General features: G+C 67.3%; 14 protein-coding genes, 1 tRNA gene and 1 pseudogene. 12 read left to right on the top strand and 4 right to left on the bottom strand.

Features of this window, described 5'->3' with window-relative positions:
• Positions 1-129 precede the first annotated feature (129 nt).
• The 6 genes and pseudogenes from STHE_RS07310 to STHE_RS19395 all read left to right on the top strand — a co-directional run.
• Entirely contained in the window at positions 130-1,203 is a 1,074-nt protein-coding gene (locus STHE_RS07310; protein ID WP_012871929.1) for a DUF1648 domain-containing protein, read from the top strand.
• Between the two features lie 235 nt (positions 1,204-1,438).
• Positions 1,439-1,606 carry a hypothetical protein gene (locus STHE_RS19400; RefSeq protein ID WP_245534850.1) on the top strand — a complete coding sequence of 56 codons (168 nt, stop codon included), beginning with the start codon at positions 1,439-1,441 and terminating at the stop codon, positions 1,604-1,606.
• Positions 1,607-1,610: 4 nt separating this feature from the next.
• Positions 1,611-2,480: a DUF3048 domain-containing protein gene (locus STHE_RS07305; protein ID WP_245534849.1), complete on the top strand. Its 870-nt coding sequence runs from the start codon at positions 1,611-1,613 to the stop codon at positions 2,478-2,480.
• 106 nt (positions 2,481-2,586) lie between these two features.
• On the top strand, positions 2,587-3,225 hold the full coding sequence (locus STHE_RS07300) for a CDP-alcohol phosphatidyltransferase family protein (RefSeq protein ID WP_012871927.1): 639 nt from the start codon (positions 2,587-2,589) through the stop codon (positions 3,223-3,225).
• On the top strand, positions 3,216-3,869 hold the full coding sequence (locus tag STHE_RS07295; protein WP_012871926.1) for an HAD family hydrolase: 654 nt from the start codon (positions 3,216-3,218) through the stop codon (positions 3,867-3,869). The genes STHE_RS07300 and STHE_RS07295 overlap by 10 nt, the downstream gene beginning before the upstream one ends.
• An 81-nt stretch (positions 3,870-3,950) precedes the next feature.
• Positions 3,951-4,793: pseudogene (locus STHE_RS19395) on the top strand (lysophospholipid acyltransferase family protein); the annotation flags it as partial.
• Between the two features lie 46 nt (positions 4,794-4,839).
• On the opposite strand, the gene rimO reads toward STHE_RS19395, so the two are convergent.
• From rimO to STHE_RS07280, 3 genes are all read right to left on the bottom strand, one after another.
• Entirely contained in the window at positions 4,840-6,240 is a 1,401-nt protein-coding gene (rimO, locus tag STHE_RS07290; RefSeq protein ID WP_012871924.1) for a 30S ribosomal protein S12 methylthiotransferase RimO, read from the bottom strand.
• Positions 6,241-6,397: 157 nt separating this feature from the next.
• Positions 6,398-6,889: a YajQ family cyclic di-GMP-binding protein gene (locus STHE_RS07285; RefSeq protein ID WP_012871923.1), complete on the bottom strand. Its 492-nt coding sequence runs from the start codon at positions 6,887-6,889 to the stop codon at positions 6,398-6,400.
• A gap of 65 nt (positions 6,890-6,954) precedes the next feature.
• Complete coding sequence (locus STHE_RS07280; protein WP_012871922.1) at positions 6,955-8,379, bottom strand: NfeD family protein; 1,425 nt, start codon at positions 8,377-8,379, stop codon at positions 6,955-6,957.
• Between the two features lie 153 nt (positions 8,380-8,532).
• On the opposite strand from STHE_RS07280, the gene STHE_RS07275 reads away from it, so the two are divergent.
• The 6 genes from STHE_RS07275 (at position 8,533) to STHE_RS07250 (ending at position 16,965) form a co-directional block, all read left to right on the top strand.
• A complete protein-coding gene (locus STHE_RS07275) occupies positions 8,533-9,399 on the top strand; it encodes an SDH family Clp fold serine proteinase (RefSeq protein ID WP_012871921.1) in 867 nt (288 codons plus the stop codon).
• A 342-nt stretch (positions 9,400-9,741) separates the two neighbouring features.
• A tRNA-Ala gene (locus STHE_RS07270) sits at positions 9,742-9,817 on the top strand.
• Positions 9,818-10,137: 320 nt separating this feature from the next.
• On the top strand, positions 10,138-12,612 hold the full coding sequence (gene leuS, locus STHE_RS07265; protein ID WP_012871920.1) for a leucine--tRNA ligase: 2,475 nt from the start codon (positions 10,138-10,140) through the stop codon (positions 12,610-12,612).
• Between the two features lie 553 nt (positions 12,613-13,165).
• On the top strand, positions 13,166-13,930 hold the full coding sequence (locus tag STHE_RS07260) for a response regulator transcription factor (protein WP_012871919.1): 765 nt from the start codon (positions 13,166-13,168) through the stop codon (positions 13,928-13,930).
• Between the two features lie 1,142 nt (positions 13,931-15,072).
• Positions 15,073-15,786, top strand: a complete 714-nt coding sequence (locus STHE_RS07255; protein WP_169308183.1) for a hypothetical protein — start codon at positions 15,073-15,075, stop codon at positions 15,784-15,786.
• 321 nt (positions 15,787-16,107) lie between these two features.
• Positions 16,108-16,965, top strand: a complete 858-nt coding sequence (locus tag STHE_RS07250) for a site-2 protease family protein (protein WP_012871916.1) — start codon at positions 16,108-16,110, stop codon at positions 16,963-16,965.
• Positions 16,966-16,977: 12 nt separating this feature from the next.
• Here the strand turns inward: STHE_RS07250 and STHE_RS07245 are convergent, their stop codons facing one another.
• Positions 16,978-17,568, bottom strand: coding sequence for a YdcF family protein (locus STHE_RS07245; RefSeq protein WP_410338566.1), 591 nt, complete (start codon positions 17,566-17,568; stop codon positions 16,978-16,980).
• Positions 17,569-17,671: the final 103 nt, after the last annotated feature.

Here is a 17,671-nt window from a genome sequence, read left to right as displayed (position 1 = left end):
CCGCTGCTGCACGAACTCTGGCCCGGTTTCGTGATCCCGGCCGTCCCGGCGAGGGCCAACGTCGCCGCCGCACCCGTTGCTCGGCGCCAGCCGGGCGACGGGTGTAAGACGGTAGGGCGGTAGGGGACGATGTCCAGGACACCTGTGGACGCCACCCTGGGCCGCTGGAGGGCCGCCGCATCCCCCGGCGGCCTGATCGGCATCCTGATCATCATCCTCAGCGTGCTGGGCGCCGGGGGTGCGATCCTGGTGCTGGCGGGGGTCGCCAGTGTGCCTCTTCCCACTCCGGTCATTGGGGTGGCGGCGGTGCTCTTCACCGTCGTAGCAGTGGGTGCGGCGTACCTGGTGTACGGGTACACCACGATCGGCTACGCGTTCGGCGACGACGTCCTCGAGATCCGGTGGGCAGGTCGCCGCTACCCGATCGACCTGGCGTCGGTCACGTACATCGGCCCGGCGATTGAGGTGCTGGAGGAGCGACCGGGCCGCTGGCAGCGCTTCTGGCCGGGCTACTATGTCGGAGTCCGGCAGGAGAAGGTCGGCCCTGTCCGGGTGGTGGCGACCCTCCCGCTGCGCCGCCAGTTGCTCATCTCCACCGATACGGAGCATTTCGCCATCTCGCCCGAGCGCCCGGTCCTCTTCGTCGAGGAATACGGGCGGTTGCGTCGTGCTCTGGATGCACAGCGTACCGACGGCTTCCCGACCGTGGCTCCCGGCCAGGGAGCACAGCGTCTCGCCGAGGCCGGGTGGACAATGCAGTACCCGGTGATCGCGCCCGGTCGCGGCCCACGCGGGGAGCAGCCGGAGGCGGCCTCGGCGACGGGCTCGTACCAGATTGCCGCGCCCGGTCGCGGGGTGAGCCCGCTGCTGCGGCCGGTTCTGCTGGCTGATCGGGTGGCTCGGCTCTTCCTGGCGATGGCCATCCTCCTCAACCTGCTGATGGTCGGGTACATTCTGCTCAAGTACGACAGCATCCCCCAGTCGATCACCCTCCACTGGAACGTGAATGGACTACCCGACCGGATCGGTTCACCGCGCGAGATCTGGACGCTGCCCCTGATCACCGGGCTGGTGACGTTGGCAAACTTCGGGCTGGCGTGGAGCATCGTGACCTTCGACCGGTTTGCGGCGCGGTTCCTCCTCGGCGGGACCTGCCTGGTCCAGCTCGGCGCCTGGGTCGCGCTGATCACGTTGATCAGTTGACCCCAGGATTGGAAGGTTCGGTGAAACTATCTGCGCCCCGGCGCGTTTGACTTGGTGGGGTCACCTGGTTCGTGCGTACGTACTCCACTGAGGGAAGCCCGAGCCAGTTGGCAACGTCCCGGGTTCGCGGGTGGGAGACACCCCCGGGCTCGCTGCGGTCGAGAGTGTGGGAAGGAAACCAAATGAGGCGGCGGCTTGCGATCGTTCTGTGCGCCCTCGCGCTCCTGGCGACGGCGTGTACGCTCGGGTCGTCTCCGACGCCCACACCGGTTCCTCCAACGGCTACGCCGGAGCCGACCGCGACGGCGACACCGACTCCCACCCCGACCCCTTCGCCGACCCCAACACCGACGCCGGAGCCCACGCCGACACCGGTGGCGCACCGGTCGCCCCTAACCGGTGAGCCGATGGAGACCGAGCCGCCGCGGCCGATCGCGGTGCAGATCGACAACGCGCCATTGGCGCGGCCGCACACGGGCCTGACCCAGGCGGACGTGGTCTACGAGACGCCGACCGAGGCGCAACTCACCCGGTTCACTGCGCTGTATCAGACCAAGGCCCCGGACGTGGTTGGTCCGGTCCGGAGTGCCCGGCTGGTCAACCTGGAGGTGGCGCCGGCGCACGACGCCATGCTGGCCTACTCGGGCGCGTCGATCGGCGTGCAGGACCTGCTGTGGCAGTCGGGGATCAACTTGCTGATCGTTGAGGGGAACGCGGCGGAGGCCGGTTGGCGCGACTGGTCGCGCCCTGCTCCGCACAACCTCTACACCTCGATCCCGTCGCTGCGCGCGGTGGCCGACCGGTTCGGTTGGTCGCGGCCGACGACCGGGCAGTCCTTCACCTTCGGCCCGCCGCCGCCCGGCGGCCTGCCGTCCGCCGGGGTGTACATCCCGTACGCCACCGGCGAGGTGTCGTTCCAGTACGACCCGGGGACGAACCGCTACCTCCGCTTCATGGGTGGAGTCCCGCACAGCGACGCCCAGACGGGCGAGCAGATCGCGCCGCGGAACGTCGTCGTCATCTTCACTACATTCACGACAACCGGCATTGTGGAAGACGTGCTTGGCGCCTATTCGCTCGATGTCGACCTGCACAGCGGTGGCGACGCCTGGATCTTCCGAGACGGGCAGCGCTACGGCGCCCGCTGGGAGCGCTCCGGGCCCGATGCCACATTCCGCTTCATCGACCCGGCGACGGAGCAGGAGGTTCCGCTGGGCGAGGGGCAAACCTGGATTGCTCTGGTGCCCCAGTGGCTCAGCGCGACGCCGAATCCGTGAGATGGCTCTGTTATAATGAGCCGGGTGTGTATCGCATGAGCGCCGTGTACGTGTGGGTCGCCCAGCCGGTTGTGGCAGGCGCGGGTACAATGCCGGGCGGAGGACGATGGCCAATCTCATCACGATCGGTCGTTTAGTCCTCCTGTTTGTGACCATCGCTCTGATCTACACACATTCCTACCCGCTGGCGCTCCTCTCGATCGGCCTCATCGTGGTGGTGTTCCTAAGCGACGGGCTCGACGGCTTCGTGGCCCGGCGGCGGAACTCGACCAGCGAGTTTGGAGCGGTCCTGGACATCGCGGGCGACCGGGTCGTGGAGAACGCGCTCTGGATCGTCTTCGCTGAGCTGGGACTGATCGGCGTGTGGGCGCCGCTGGTGGTGATGACCCGCGGCTTCCTGGTGGATGCGATGCGGAGTGTCGGCTACTCGCAGGGGAAGTCCGCCTTCGGTGCGAACACGATGATGCTGACGCCGCTGAGCCGGTTCCTCACCGCATCGCGCTTCATGCGCGCGTTCTATGGGGCGGCCAAGGGCCTGGGGTTTGTGTTTCTGACGGGGCTTTTTGCCGCAGGGCTGCCGGACGCGGTTGGTACCAGCTTCGCAGCGCTTTACGACCAGCAGTGGGTCCGGATTGCCGGATGGTTCATGGTGTACGCCGCCCTCGCCCTCACCATCGTGCGTGGGGTGCCCGTATTGTTCGACGCGATGTACTACGTGCGAGGCTACGATAAGCAATGTCAGTGATCGCAGCGGTCTTCGATGTCGATCGCACGCTGCTGCCGGACACTACGGCGGAGCGGCTGTTCCTCCGCTTCCTCCTGCGGGAGCGGGTGCTGGGTGCGCGAGTGGCGGCGGAGACGCTGCGATTCCTCGCGGTAAGCGGGTGGCGTCACCCGGTGCGGGACCTGCGAGCGCACCGGCCCTGGCTGCGTGGCCAGCAGGAAGCAACGATGGTTGCCCTGGGCGCACGTTGCTTCGAGGAGATGATCGGCCCTCGCCTGGCGAAGCGCGGGATCGAGCGCGTACGCGACCACATCCAGGAAGGGCACCAGACGGTGCTCCTCTCCGGATCGCTGCCATACGTGCTGCAGCCGATGGCGCGGATGCTGGGCGTCCGGCATGTGATCTGCAGCCAACCTGCCACGCGCAACGCGCGCCTGACCGGCCGGCTCGCCGGATTGCACCCGTACGGCGCCGCCAAGGCGCTCCTGATCCGCCGGTTCGCAGAGGCTGCGCAGATCGACCTCAAGCAGTCGTTCTGCTATGCGGATCACCACACCGACGAGGTGGTGCTGCGGCTGTTTGGGCATCCGGTTTGCATCAACCCCAATGACCGGCTGTACAGCATCGCGCAACGACTTGGTTGGCCGGTCGAAGAGTTCCGCTAGCTGCACACCGGACGCGAATTTGGGGGTACGCGATTGTCCGGCAATACCCGTCAACGCGTCCAGACCTCGCTCAAGAACCGCGTGAGCGTCGGGCTCGCATGGCTCCTGGGGCATATCCTCTATCGGTTGCCGCAGGCGTGGGTCTACTGGCTCGCCGACCGGGCGGGCATCATTATCTACCACCTCTTCCCGACCTACCGCCGCAACGTGCGTGACAACATCACGCGGGTGTTGGGGCCGGATACCCCGCCCGCGGAGGTAGACCGGGTGGTGCGGCGCGTCTTCCAGACCAGCGCGCGGAACTTCACCGACATGCTGCGGGTGCCTTACATGCCGGCCGACAGGCTGAGCAAGATGGTGCGCACCGCCCCAGGGGCGTGGGAAGTGGTCGAGAATGCGCTCGCGCAGGGGCGGGGCGTGATCATGGCTACCGCCCACCTTGGAGCGTTCGACTTTGTGGCCCAGATCTTGGCGCTCCGCGGGTTTGACGTCACGGTGCTCACGACGCGTACGGTGCCTGAATTCATTCACGCCGCGGTAGACTACCTGCGTGGGAGCCGTGGTCTGAAGCTGGAGCATGCCACGCCTGGTGGGGTGCGACGGGTCGTGCGGGCGCTGAAGGATGGCGCGGTGGTGGGCATCGTGGCGGACCGCGATTTCTTCCAGAGCGGTGTGCCCGCCGTCTTTTTCGGTCACGAAACGACCCTGCCGCCGGGACCGATCCGGATCGCGCGGCAGACCGGCGCGATGATCGTCCCGGCCTTCGCACCGCGCGTGGACGGTGGTTACGAGCTGATCATCGAGCAGCCGTTCGTGGTGCCGCGCACCAATGATGCCGAGGCCGACCTCCGCGTGGGCCTGGAGCGCCTTATCGCAGCCTTCGAGCGGCATATCCGGCGGGTGCCGGAGCAGTGGGTGATGTTCCAGCGGGTGTGGCCGGCCCGGGTTGGGAGCGCCCTGCGCGTCTTCCCTATCGGCTCTCCACTCGAAGGGGAATTGCTCGGCCGCGGCGCCGACGTCGCCCGTCCGCTGACGGCGCCGCCGGAGTCGCCCACAGATCATACGGGCTCGCCGCCGTCACCCGTGCCTGAATCAGTTCCCCGACCGGCAACGCGCCGGGAATGAACACCAGGCCGTCGACTTCGGGTGCGTGCCGGCGCGCCCGGCCAACCGAGATCGGCTCGGTGCGCCCGCGCTCGTCTTCCATCTCGCCGACGGCTTCGACGAGCACCTCCAGCGTCCGCCCGACCAGGGCCTGGTTCTTCTTGAGCGAGATTCCCTGCTGCAACTCCATGATCGCGGCGCGCCGCGCCTCGGCTTCCTCGGGAGGGACCGGGTTGTCCAATAGCGCGCTCTTCGTGTTCGGCTCGTACGAGTAGGTGAAGACGCCGACGTGGTCGAACTCCATCTCGGCCACGAAGTCGTACAGCCGCTGGAACTGCTCTTCCGTCTCCCCGGGGTAGCCGACGATCAGGGTGGTGCGCATGGTCACGTCGGGCAGCCGATTGCGGGCGTGGTCGATCAGCCGCCGCGTCATGTCGATGCTGCTCGGCCGGCCCATGCGACGCAGCACGGTCGGGTCGGCGTGCTGAATGGGCATGTCGAGGTAGGGGACGAACATCGGATGCTCGGTCATGGCGTCCACCAGCCGCAGCGTGAGCGGGCTGGGGTAGATGTAGAGCATCCGGAGCCAGGGCAGGTCGGGCACCTCCTCGGCGATCATGCGCAGGAGCCCTGGCAAGCCGTTCTTGATCCCGAGGTCCGCCCCATAGCGGATCGTGTCCTGCGCGACCAGGATGACTTCCTTGGTCCCGCCGTCGACCAGCTCGCGGATCTCTCGGATCACGTCTGATGGGCGCTTGGAGACCTGCCGGCCCTTGATGAGCGGGATGACGCAGAAATGGCAGCCGTGATCGCAGCCGTCGGCGATCTTCACGTACGCGCTCGGGCCGGCATCGCGGCGGGTGAAGCTCGTGAGCATCCCCGCCGGATCGAAGGGTGGCTGCGGCGGAATGTCCTCGTAGCCGAGGAGACGTCCGACGACATGGCCGATGTTTGCCCACTCCCGTGTGGAAAGGATGGCGTCGACGCCTTCAGGGATCTCCTGGCGGTGCTGGTCGAGCGACGCCATGCAACCGGCCGCGATGACGACCTGATCCGGGCGACGTGTCTCAAGTAACTCGTTGATGACGCCGACGGACTCCTGTCGTGAGGCGGCCAGGAATCCGCAGGTGTTGACGACCAGCACCCGTGCGTCCTCCGGGCGCGCGACGGGAGTCATTCCCTGCTGGCTCAAGACCCGGGCTATGCCCTCGGAGTCGACCTGGTTCTTGGAGCACCCGAGCGTGACGATGTGGAAGGACTCGTTCACCGTTGGCTCCTGACTGGGGGTATTGCGTGATGCGTGTCCCGTGATGCGTGTCGCGAATTGATCGTTCCAGACCTCACCGAGCAGTCATTGATGAACGTTTACGGACAACGGAGCACGGAACACGGAACACGCATCACGCAATACGCAGTACCCTCGCTCACCGGTAGTTGACGAACTGGAGGGCGACCGGGAAATCCTGGCCGCGCAGGTGCTGGATCACGGCTTGGAGGTCGTCCTTACTCTTGCTGGAGACGCGGATGGCGTCGCCCTGGATCTGGGGTGTCACCTTTTTGAACTCGGCACGGATCTGCTTGACGAGCTGGCGGCCGAGATCCTCCGGGATCCCGCGCCGGAGCAGGACGACCTGCCGGACGCGCCCGCCGCTGGCGTTCTCTGGCTCCTGGTAGTCGAGGATCTTCAGGGACAGCCCACGGCGCACCACACGCGTTTCAAGCAGGTCGCGGACCGCGCTGAGCGTGAATTCGCTAGCGGTGTTGATCACCAGGCGGTCCTTCTCGATCGCGATCTCGGTGCGAGTGTCTTTCAGATCGTAGCGCGTGTTGATCTCGCGCATCGCCTGGTCGACGGCGTTGCGGAGTTCCTGCGCGTCGAAGTCGGACACGATATCAAACGAGTACGTGGCAGCCACGGTCCCCCCTCTCCTTGACCAGCGACTAGTATGGCGAACCGGGTGCACCGGGAGCAAGGCGGGCGTCATGGGGCGCGCCAGCCGCGGTGCGCTCCCTCGCGCGAGTCGGACTGCGCGACGTCCGGCGGGAGTGGCATGACCCTGAGGAGACCGTCCTCGCTGCCGGTCACGCGCACCGGCGATCCCTCGCTCAGCGGCGCATCGGGGGAGGTGGCAGCCCATTCCTGGTCCGCCACCAGTACGGTGCCGACCGGGTCCAATGGTCGGACAACCACGCCGGTGCGCCCGATCAGCGCGGCGGCCGTTGAGGCCAGCGCGGTGCGCCGGGCGCGGAAGAGGAAGCGCAGGATCAGCAGGAGCGCCACGACGAAGAAGGAGACCGTGCCGACGGCGAGCCAGGGGTTGACGCGCACAACGGGAGCGAACGGCGATTCCTGGCGCACCGGCTGGTAGAGCGTGAAGGATCCGATCAAGTAGCAGATGACGCCCGCGGCGCCCGGCAGGCCCACCTTTGGCGTGTACAACTCGACAATGAACAGCAGTGCGCCGGCGGTCAATAGCCCGAGGCCCACCCACGAGGTGGGCAGGTTGCCGAAGGCGATGATTGCAGTCGCCAACGCCACAATCGCAGGGATGCCAGCCAGCAGGTGCGCGGAGGCGTAGACCGCGACGATCAGGAGGAGCACGCCGGCGCTGAAGAGGAGGTACGCGACGTTCGGGTTGGTGATCTCCTGGACGACCCGCTCGCGTGGGGTCAGCGTCATCCAACGAATGGGCGCCTCGCGCGTGGCCAGCGTCACCGTGCCCGAGGCTGTGCGAACCTCAAGTCCGTCGATCTGCTCCAGCAGGAGTGGTACGCTCGGCGCGACCTGGTCGATAATGCCGTCAGCCGCGGCGACGTCGGCGGACAGTATCTCTTCGGCGCGAACGGCGTCGACGGTGGCCTGAACGTTCCGCCCGCGTGCCTCGGCTGTGGTCGCGGCGACCTGGAGCGCATTGGCCATGCGCTCCTCGCGCTCTTCAGGACTGGCGCGCTCGGCAAGCCCGGCCGGGAGGGCGGCGCCGATGACTGCGTCTGGGGCCATGGCGGCCACGTGACCAGCGAGGGTGATGAACATCGCCCCGGAGAGGGCCTCGGCCTGTGGCTCCGGTCCGACGTAGACGACGACCGGGATGCGGGCGGCAAGGAATGCCTGCGTGATCCGGCGGATCGCGCTGTCGACGCCGCCGGGCGAGTCGATGGTGACGAGCAGGACTGCACCGTGCTCGCGCTCGGCCTCGTCCAAGACGCGGACGACATGGTCGGCGGTCAACTGGTTGATGACGCCGTCAATGGTGAGGCCATACACACGGTTTGGTGCGGCACGCGCCGGGGCAGGCGAGGCGAGTAAAGCAGCCACGAGGAAGCACAGCAGGGCCCCGAGTAGCGTAAGCTGCTGGACCGGTCGGTTCCCCACACGACGGCGCTGCTGCCGGAGTTGCTGACGCATCCTCGGCCTCTCCGCAACCCCTGCGGTACATCCGCACCGCGCTCGGCCGCAGGGAATCGTGGTAATCGTAGCATGGTGGTGGAGGGCGCACGGGGTGCGGCCGATGCTCGCATCCCGGTGCGGGGTGCTGTTGGATTCGAGGGAAAACGGGCAATGGGCGATATTCTGAACGTTGTCTGGCTCATCATCCTGCTCCAGTTATTCGTCCCCGTGCTGCAGCGACAGATCCAGACAGCGCGGCGCCGGTCGATGATTCGACAGATCGAGCGGATGCGCGGCTCGCGCGTCATCACGATCATCCACCGCCAGGAAACGATGAGCCTGCTCGGCTTCCCGATCGCCCGCTACATCGACATCGAAGACTCGGAACAGGTACTGCGTGCCATCCGGCTGACGCCGGAGGACATGCCGGTCGACGTGGTGCTCCACACGCCGGGTGGGTTGGTACTGGCAGCCGAGCAGATCGCTGAGGCGCTGCGGCGTCACAAGGGGCGGGTAACGGTCTTCGTCCCGCACTACGCCATGTCTGGTGGGACTCTCATCGCGCTCGGTGCCGACGAGATCGTAATGGACCCCGACGCCGTGCTCGGCCCGGTGGACCCGCAGCTCGGCAGCCCACAGGGCGGCTCCTACCCCGCGGCCTCGATCCTGAAGGCGCTTGAGGAGCCGAACCCGAATCGCGACGACCAGACATTGATCCTGGGTGACATGGCACGCAAGGCGCTCGAGCAGGTCTACGCGACAACATACAACCTGCTGGTGAAGCATCTCCCGCCGGAGGAGGCGGACCGCGCTGCACGCGCCCTGAGCGGCGGACAGTGGACCCACGACTACCCGATCGACGTGGAGCAGGCGCGCGGGCTCGGCCTCCCGGTGAGCGACAAGATGCCGCGGGAGATCTATGCACTGATGGATCTCTACCCGCAGTCGGTGCAGCGGCGGCCCAGTGTGGAGTACGTACCGATCCCGTACCAGCCGCAGGCACCGAGGCGGCGGGAGCGGGGACCGCGGGGCGACTGACGGGGATGCGGCGACGCGAGCGGCACAACACGTGGCGGTGGCGTGCCGGGGTCGTCGCGGAGCCTGAGGCGCATGTCTGCCCCGGCCGAGCCAGGACCGAGAGTCGTTTGACACTGAGAGCAGGGCTGTGCTACCATTTCGGTCGGCGGAGGGCGCGTCCCTCCGCATCCTTCACAGTGGTAAAGGCGTCGAACGGGAGTAGTAGGCCGTATCGACAGCGAGCTGCCGGGAGGTGCGAGGCAGCGCAGAGGCCGAACTCGCCCGGGAGCTGTGACGGTGAGGGCGACCGCCGGTAGTCGTCACCGGGTAACCTCCGTTATCGGGTTGAGAGCGGATAGGCGCGGGGCTGTAGCTCAGCTGGGAGAGCGCAACACTGGCAGTGTTGAAGTCAGGGGTTCGAGTCCCCTCAGCTCCACCACAGACCGCCTATCAACCAGGGTGGTACCGCGGAAGACGAGCCTTTCGTCCCTGAATGGGAGAAAGGCTCGTCTCGTTTAAGGCCACGTCACTGGAGGCCCGCGTGACCGGAAGGGGCGTGACCATGGCGATCGTCCCGAGGCGCCGATCTCGTTCGTACCTAGCCGGACACCGGGGGTGCCCGGGGCGGTACGGCACGGTCGGCGGCGCGCCGGCGCTTGCCGCGGGCCCGTCCCCTGTCTCGGCGGCGTAGTCCCCATCGCCGCCCGCGACGATGACGACGCTTGCCCCTACGCAACGGTGCGTAACAGGAGGATGATGATGACGACCGCGAAGCAGGTGGTGCGGCGCGAGGCGTATGAGCCGCACGCGATCGAAGAGAAATGGCGCAAGATTTGGGACGAGACCGGGATCTACCGCGTCGTCGAGGACCCGAATCGCCCCAAGTGGTACCACCTGACGATGTACCCATACCCGTCGGGCGACCTGCACATCGGACACTGGTACGCGATGGCGCCGTCCGATGCAGCCGCGCGCTTCAAGCGCATGTCGGGTTACAACGTGCTGTTCCCGATGGGGTTCGATGCCTTCGGCTTGCCGGCGGAGAACGCTGCGATCACGCGGGGCATCCATCCGTTCAAGTGGACCATGGACAACATCGAGCGCATGCGCCGGCAGTTGCGCTCGATGGGCGCGATGTTTGATTGGTCGCGCGAGGTCGTCACCTGTCTGCCGGACTACTACCGCTGGAACCAGTGGTTCTTCCTGCAGTTCTACAAGAATGGCCTGGCCTACCGCGCCAGCGCACCGGTCTGGTGGTGCCCGAAAGACCAGACGGTGCTGGCGAACGAGCAGGTCATCGACGGCCGCTGCGAGCGCTGCGGGACCGAGGTCTACCGGCGCGACCTGGAACAGTGGTTCTTCCGCATCACCAAGTACGCCGAGGAGCTGCTGAACTTCGACGGCATCGAGTGGCCCGAGCGGGTCATGACGATGCAGCGCAACTGGATCGGCCGCTCTGAAGGCGCGCGTGTGCGCTTCCAGACGGCGGTGGGGGATGCGATCGAGATCTTCACCACACGGCCGGACACGTTGTGGGGTGCGACCTTCATGGTGCTGGCGCCCGAGCATCCGCTGGTTGAGCGGCTGACGAGCCCCGAGCAGCGGGCCGCCGTCGAGGCGTACGTGGATCAGACGCGGCGGGAGACCGACATCGAGCGGACGGCGACCGACCGGGAGAAGACCGGCGTCTTCACCGGCGGGTACGCCATCAACCCGGTGAACGGCGCTCAGATTCCGGTCTGGATCGCCGACTACGTGCTGATGAGCTACGGCACCGGGGCGATCATGGCGGTACCCGCGCACGACCAGCGCGACTTCGAGTTCGCCCGCAAGTATGACCTGCCAATCCAGGTGGTGATCCAGCCCGAAGGGGAGCCGCTGGACCCGGCGACGATGACCGAGGCGTACCCGGGCGACGGAGTGATGGTCAACTCCGGGCCCTTCGACGGGACCCCGACGGCCGGCGGCGAGGCCGTGCGGCGCGTCACCGAGTGGCTGGAGGAGCAGGGGCTGGGCTCCCATGCGGTCACGTACCGCCTGCGGGACTGGCTGATCTCGCGCCAGCGCTACTGGGGGACGCCGATCCCGATCGTGTACTGCGACAAGTGTGGCACGGTGCCGGTCCCGGAGGATCAGTTGCCGGTGCTGCTGCCGGAGGACGCCGAATTCACGCCCACCGGGGTGTCGCCGCTGAAGACCGACGAGCGCTTCGTCAACACGACGTGCCCCGAGTGTGGTGGCCCGGCGCGGCGTGAGACCGACACCATGGACACCTTCGTCGACTCGTCCTGGTACCAGTACCGCTACGTCAGCCCGCACGAAGCCGACCGGCCGTTCGACCCGGACGCGATCGCGTACTGGACGCCGGTGGACCAGTACACGGGTGGCATCGAGCACGCGACGATGCACCTGATGTACGCGCGGTTCTTCACCAAGGCGCTGCGGGACCTGGGCCTGCTGCCCTTCGACGAGCCGTTCCTGCGGTTGTTCAACCAGGGGATCATCCTGGGTGAGGACAACGAAAAGATGTCCAAGAGCCGCGGGAACGTCGTCGATCCGGACGATCTGGTCGCGCAGTTGGGCGCCGACACCGTGCGGCTGTACCTAATGTTCATCGCGCCGTGGGAGCAGGGAGGGCCGTGGTCGTCGCGCGGCATTGCGGGCGTGGAGCGATTCGTCCGGCGCGTCTGGACGATCGTGACCGAGACGGCTGATACGCCGGCCGACGGGCCGGACGGGGAGGCCGCGCACAAGCTGCGCAAGATCACGCACCGCACCATCAAAGCGGTGACTGAGGACATCTCGACGTTCCAGTTCAACACGATGGTCGCGCGGCTGATGGAGTTCGTGAACGAGCTGTCGTCGCTGCGCGACACCGAGGTGGTGCGCACGGAGGCGTGGCGGGAAGCGATGCGGACGCTGGTGCTGTTGCTGGCGCCATCGACGCCCTACCTGGCCGAAGAGCTGTGGGAGCGGCTGGGACAGCCGTACAGCGTGCACCAGCAGTCCTGGCCCCAGTACGACCCGGAGCTGGCAGCCGCCGAGATGATCGAGCTGGTGGTGCAGGTCAACGGCAAGGTTCGGGATCGGCTGGAGGTTCCGGCGGACATCACCGAGGAGCGCGCGATCGAGCTGGCTACGGCGAGTAACCGTGTTCGCGAGCACCTGCAGGGCCGCACGGTCCGGCGCACGATCTACGTTCCGGGACGTCTGGTGAACATCGTTGCCGGCTAGGACCGTTCTCGCTGGGATGGGTGAAGCGGCCGCCGCGGGTTTCCGCGGCGGCCGTGTCTCTTGAGCGCCGGACTCGTACGGCACTCGAGCGACCATTGGCCAGGACCACGTCGTGCGTCTGCACTGACGCTTGAACGCGAACGCACGCGTGGTTTTGTGCCACGCGACCCATACGTGACAACCTTAATATCTCTTCACGCAGCATGTCTTGCGCAATCATTGACATTTGGGTAATCAGGTCGTATTCTGTATCCAGATCGCTCCTAACGACACCGTTGTACAGTGACGGTGGGGCCTGGTAGGACGCAACGAGTAGCGGCGATTCCCGTCGCACGCGTACGGGATGCGCGTTTCGATCGAGGTTTCGATATCGCCGCCACAACGACGCGCGAGCGGTTCTGCCGGTATCAGCCCGTTGCGGTAATGCACGACGACGGGCTGGTTCGTGGTGTGGAGCCAGCAACCCGGTGGTTGGGGGACATCCCTGGGATAACCCCCGGGCGGGCACCGGCCGCGACACGCCGGCAGACGCGTGCGGGAGGGAGGGACTCTCATGCGGGTGGTGATCGTCGACCCCAGACCGATCACGGGAGAGGTCTTACGCTACGTGCTGGCAGAGGCCGGCAATGAGGTGATCCTCGTCCGTTCTGCCGCTGCCGCGATCCGGGCGGTCGTAGAGGGTGGCGTCGACGCGGTGCTGCTGGAGGCGGAGCTGCCGGACCTGGACGGCTGGGAGCTGTGCAAGGAGCTGCGCGGGCGGCGCTACACCGGGCCGCTGATCTTCGTCAGCGAGCAGGGCAGCACCCGGGCCAAGGTGCGCGCCTTCGAGCACGGCGCCGATGACTTCATCGTCGAGCCCTACGACCCGGCCGAGCTGGTGGCGCGGGTGGGGGCGGTGGCGCGCCGCTGCCAGCGGGCGGACTACCAGGCGATGGGCACGGTGCTGAAGGTGGGGGACGTCGAGCTGGCGATTGGGGAGTTGACGGTGCGGGTGGCCGGGCGGGAGCCGGTGCTGCTGACGCCGACGGAGATGCGGCTGTTGGAGTGTCTGATGCGCAACAGTCAGATCACCATCAGCCGGGAGACGTTGATCGAGCGGACGTGGGGGTACGACTTTGTGGGGGAGAGCAACCGGGTGGATGTGTACATCAGCCGGTTGCGCAAGAAGCTGGAGCGGGACCCGGCGGCGCCGGAGTACCTGCACACGGTGCGGGGCGTGGGCTACGTCTTCCGCCCCGCGCCGCGGGCGAACGTCACGGACCTCGACTCCGTGTTAGCAGCGCGCGATCACCACGCGTCGGCCATTTCGGCTGGATAAGCAAGTTGGGTAAGGGGCGGCCGGCGGCCGCCCCTTCAACGTCGCCCTCGCGCACGGAGCATATCGCTGCACACGCCAGAGTCGCCGTTCCGGTGAACAACCGGCGTGTCCGGCCAGTGTCACAATCCTCTGCGTAACGACTCGACCGTCTGCCGGGCGGTCGGGCTTCCTGTGCGTCGAATCTGTCAGGTCCGATCTCCTTCGGTGTCACAGAGTAGTTAGGCCGCAACGTTACGATCGGGGTGCGTCGTACGACGAGCGGGTCGCTGCTCGCGGTTTGAGCGAGCAGCCCGGGGTACCCGCACCTGCCAAGCCTCGCCACCGCAGCGCGGCGGTGGCAATGGGCGTCGCTGCCCTGCGGGGCTCGGGTGGAAGCGACCGATGTGCCGTGCGCCCGACCGGCGCGGGAGGTTGTGGTCTCCGACGTCGATACCCGCCCGGTCGGGTGGCGTCACATGTGGCATGAGGGGGAGGACCGCCACGGCAAGCCGGCATGCCCCGGACGCCCCGCCATCGCTGCCGCTCCGAGCGCATATCCAGGCGGGGATCGGCCTATGCGCCCAGCATGGCACTGGCCGATCGGCATGCGGAGCGTGGCGGTTCTGCTCTCTCGGCAGCGAGTTCATCAGATTGTCGCTGGAGGATCGGGCTGGCAGACGCCGACGGGTGGGCGCGCTGGCGGTGGTGGCTCGCTGCGGTCGGGCATGGCCATAGGCCCTGGGTCAGGGAGTGAGCGTGTTGGAGGAGGCGATCAGCCTCGCCTTGACGTCCCTCCGGGTGATCGGAGCGGAACGGGTGCATTGCGTGGTGATCCTGAGGTTTGTCCCGAGCGTGGACGTGTCGGGCAGCGTGCGGTGAACGGGAACGGGCGGGATCCAGCAGACAGCATGACTGATTCCGGTTCGGGGAGTGAGTCCGGGGCGGCGCGCGCGGCCGGATCGGCGGAGCGCCAGATCGAAGAGGTGCTCACCTGCGTGAGCGGGCTGCAGTCCCATCCTTTCCGGTGCCTCCCCGCGCCCGGGAGCGCCGGCGACGCATCGGTACCCGCCGGCCCGGGGTCAAGTCCGGCCCGGGCGGTTACGTGGTTCGCCAGGCGGAACCCGCTGCTACTTGCGGCGCTCTCCTTGGCCGTCGGTGCGGTCATGCTCCTCGGGGTTCTCTTCGCCATCAGTTCGCTCGACGGTTACATGGTTACGCGCTCGATCCGCCCGCCGGGGCCGGGTGTGTCCTTCACGCCCGTGGCGGGGGTCGACCAGGTCCGGGTGGCGCAGCCGCAGGCAGCGGGTGGGGTAGTCGCCGTCCCGAACCAGCCCGGGGTCCCGCCGCGCGCGCCGCCGCCGATGACGGCCGCCGAGTGGGTCCAGCGGGTGTCTGAGGTCGAAGCCGGGCTCGAGACGGGCGAGATCGTTGCACAGATCGACTACGGCAACGGGAACCGGGCAGAGACGATCATGACCTTCGATCTCAAGCAGGACCGGCTCGTGAGCACAACCACCTACACCAATCCGAGCGGGAGCGAGACGCGTGAGCTCATCACCAACGGCGCCCGTTCATGGGAGGGCCGCGACGGAGTGTGGAGTCCAGTATCGGAGGAAGAAGGCGCGTGGGGGCGCATACAAGCGTTCCTCCCGGCCGCGGCTCTCGCAGCCGACCCGGTGATCGTCGATGGGGAGCCCGCCGTCACCCTCCGCTGGCGTAGCCGGGCCGGAGACGCTGAGGCGACACTCCGCGTGGATTCGGCGACCGGGATCCCGCAGGAGTTGCGACGAATCATGCCGGACGGCGTCACCTGGACCATCGCCTATCGCGCCTGGAACGTACCGGTCCGCATCCCCATTGGACCACCCACGACGTAACAGAACCGGATGCCGTGTGGGCTCCGCAACCGTCGAGCTTTGAGGCGGACGCAGCGGCTGTGCCGCGTGGCCGCCGGTGCGCGATGGGTGGGCGCACGGTACGTCCCGGCCCAATTGCGGCCGTATCCCCGGCATCGGCTGTGCTCAAGGTCGACAGCACACCGTCGTGTTTTGGGTGGGCGGGTCGTGACTGCCGCGGTCGATGCCTGGGATCCGATGGCCGATCCTTGGTGGGATGGTGTATGCTTGAGTTGATGTGACTCAAGGTTCGCGCGGGCCGGACGTCGCCGGATCCCCGCGCAAGGTTGAACGAGGTGTTGGATGCGGCTCGACCCCGATCAGGTCATCGAAGCCGATTATCGAGTGAACCCTGAGACGGGCGTCCTGGAGCAGGCGCCGCGGCGTCGATCGCGCCAGCTTCGCCGCTGGCTGGCGCCGCTGGTGTTGGTCATCGGCGTCCTCTCCAAGGCGAAGGCGCTCCTGGCTCCACTGAAGCTGCTACTGAAGGGACCAGTGCTGGGTCCGGTGGCCAGTGCGTTTGTCAGTGTCGCGGCCTATGCCCTCGCCTTCGGCTGGCAGTTCGCCGTCGGTCTGGTGGCCCTGCTCTTCGTCCATGAGATGGGCCATGTTGTGGTGCTGCGCCGCTTCGGCGTGAGGGCCACCGCGCCGATCTTCATCCCCTTCCTGGGGGCCTTCATCGGGATGCGCCAGTTGCCGCGCGACGCCGTCATGGAGGCGAAGGTCGGACTGGGCGGGCCGGTGCTCGGGTCGCTCGGCGCGCTGGCGGCGTGGGGCATGTACGTCGTCACCGGGCACGGGCTGTGGCTGGTGCTGACCTATCTCGGCGTGGTCCTCAACCTCTTCAACCTGTTGCCGATCCCGCCGCTCGACGGCGGCCGGGCTGTGGCGGCGATCTCGCGCTGGTTGTGGGTGCTCGGCTTGCTCGGGCTCGGGGTGCTCATGTTCCGGATGCCCAGCCCGATTTTCATCCTCATCGGCGTGTTCGCGGCCGGCGAACTGATCAACATGTGGCGGCGCACCCAAGCCGACCCGGCGTACTACCGGGTGCCCCTCGCGCAGCGCGTGGCGGTGTCTGCGGTGTATTTCGGGCTGGCCGTAGCTCTCGGGGCGGCGATGGTGCACCTCACTCCACTGATGTACGCCGCGCGGCCGCTGTAGGGACACGCGGCGTTACTCCTTGATGAAGACATAGGCGAGGTATGCGCCAATCTCTCGGGCCATGTAGCGGTATTCGAGGCTGCTGTCCTCGCGGATCGGACTGGAGCGCGTCGGCGAGGCCAGCGGTGAGAAGCCGAGGTCCCTGGCGATCCGCTTGACGCGGAACATGTGGAACGGGTCGCTGACCAGCAGAATCCGTGATATGCCACGCTCGCGCAGCTCCGGCTCAGCCTCGCGCAGGCTCTCACTCGAGGTGCGTCCAGCGGGCACGCTCAACAAGACACCGCTGGGCACGCCCTGCTCGATAAGGTAGTTCCGCCCGGCTTCTGCCTCGGAGGTCCAATCCCCCTCGGCTGCTCCGCCCGTGAGGACGATCAGCGGGGCGTAGCCGGCTTCGAACAACGCCCGCGCGTGGTCCAGTCGCGCCTGGAAGGTCGGCGAGGGGCGGCCGTCGAACTGGGCCGTCCCCAACACCACGATGGCGTCGGCCTCCGCGGTTTCGTCCTGGCGCGCCTGGTGGTAGATCGCCAGGGCAAGCAGACCGGCGGCCAACGTGCCGAGCATGATGGCCGCGACGAACACGAGAACGATGGCGCGCAACACTGCCCGTCGCCGGGAGCGCTGCCGAACGCTGCTTGTTTGACGGCTGGGGGTTACGATCACGCTGCGGACCTAACCAGGTGATGTCCCGTCACCTTCCGGCCGA

The sequence above is a fragment of the Sphaerobacter thermophilus DSM 20745 genome (assembly GCF_000024985.1).
Taxonomy (GTDB): Bacteria; Chloroflexota; Chloroflexia; order Thermomicrobiales; family Thermomicrobiaceae; genus Sphaerobacter; species Sphaerobacter thermophilus.
The sequence above is the reverse complement of the archived record's forward strand: the minus strand, read 5'-3'. Positions and strand labels throughout refer to the sequence as shown.